Genomic DNA, 1,881 nt, shown 5'->3' on the forward strand with positions numbered 1-1,881 from the left:
GGGTGGTTGTTCGTTTGCTGTGAATCACACAGTGGACGCGTAGCACAAAGTTTGAGGTGGTTAAGCCCTCGGCCTATTAGTACCGGTCAACTCAACACGTTACCGTGCTTACATCTCCGGCCTATCAACCCAGTAATCTAGCTGGGGGCCTTACCCACTCAAAGGTGGTGGGATACCTCATCTCGAAGCAGGCTTCCCGCTTAGATGCTTTCAGCGGTTATCCCTTCCGAACGTAGCCAACCAGCCATGCTCCTGGCGGAACAACTGGCACACCAGAGGTTCGTCCGTCCCGGTCCTCTCGTACTAGGGACAGCCCTTCTCAAGTATCCAACGCGCACGGCGGATAGGGACCGAACTGTCTCACGACGTTCTAAACCCAGCTCGCGTACCGCTTTAATGGGCGAACAGCCCAACCCTTGGGACCTGCTACAGCCCCAGGATGCGACGAGCCGACATCGAGGTGCCAAACCATCCCGTCGATATGGACTCTTGGGGAAGATCAGCCTGTTATCCCCGGGGTACCTTTTATCCGTTGAGCGACACCGCTTCCACACGCAAGTGCCGGATCACTAGTCCCGACTTTCGTCCCTGCTCGACCCGTCAGTCTCACAGTCAAGCTCCCTTGTGCACTTACACTCAACACCTGATTGCCAACCAGGCTGAGGGAACCTTTGGGCGCCTCCGTTACCCTTTAGGAGGCAACCGCCCCAGTTAAACTACCCACCAGACACTGTCCCTCGACCCGATCAGGGCCGCAAGTTAGATACCCAAACCCAACAGAGTGGTATTTCAACAACGACTCCACCCGAACTGGCGTCCGAGCTTCACAGTCTCCCACCTATCCTACACAATCGAATTCAGATACCAATGTCAAGCTATAGTAAAGGTCCCGGGGTCTTTCCGTCCTGCCGCGCGTAACGAGCATCTTTACTCGTACTGCAATTTCGCCGGGCCTGTGGTTGAGACAGTGGGGAAGTCGTTACGCCATTCGTGCAGGTCGGAACTTACCCGACAAGGAATTTCGCTACCTTAGGATGGTTATAGTTACCACCGCCGTTTACTGGCGCTTAAGTTCTCCGCCTCGCCCCGAAGAGCTAACAGGTCCCCTTAACGTTCCAGCACCGGGCAGGCGTCAGTCCATATACATCGTCTTACGACTTGGCATGGACCTGTGTTTTTAGTAAACAGTCGCTTCCCCCTGCTCTCTGCGGCCATACCACGCTCCACCAGCAAGTGGCTTCACGCGTCCGGCCCCCCTTCTCCCTAAGTTACGGGGGCAATTTGCCGAGTTCCTTAACCACAGTTCACCCGTCGCCTTGGTATTCTCTACCTGACCACCTGTGTCGGTTTAGGGTACGGGCCGCTCAAAGCTCGCTAGAGGCTTTTCTCGGCAGCATAGGATCAATGACTTCACCAGAACGGCTCGGCATCACGTCTCAACCTTAATGCACCGCGGATTTGCCTACGGTACGGCCTACACGCTTACCCCGGCACAACCACCGGCCGGGATCATCTACCTTCCTGCGTCACCCCATCGCTAAACTACTACCCCAATAGGTCCTAGTCTCCCGCATCGCCGGCCGAAACCATTGAATTGATCGAAAAGTTAGTAACTGAAGGTTCGTCTTGGGCGCTCTTTTGCGGGTACGGGAATATCAACCCGTTATCCATCGACTACGCCTCTCGGCCTCGCCTTAGGCCCCGACTCACCCAGGGCGGATTAGCCTGGCCCTGGAACCCTTGGTCATCCGGCGGAAGGGGTTCTCACCCTTCATTCGCTACTCATGCCTGCATTCTCACTCGTGTAGCGTCCACGGCTGGATCACTCCGCCGCTTCACCCGCTACACGACGCTCCCCTACCCATCCACACACCTGGACCA

The 1,881-nt window shown here is 56.2% G+C and carries 1 rRNA gene; it reads right to left on the reverse strand.

From position 1 onward, the window contains the following. Positions 1-56 precede the first annotated feature (56 nt). A 23S ribosomal RNA gene (locus tag ADL15_RS13220) occupies positions 57-1,881 on the reverse strand; the annotation flags it as partial.

This window comes from Actinoplanes awajinensis subsp. mycoplanecinus (assembly GCF_001509495.1).
Classification (GTDB): domain Bacteria; phylum Actinomycetota; class Actinomycetes; order Mycobacteriales; family Micromonosporaceae; genus Actinoplanes; species Actinoplanes palleronii.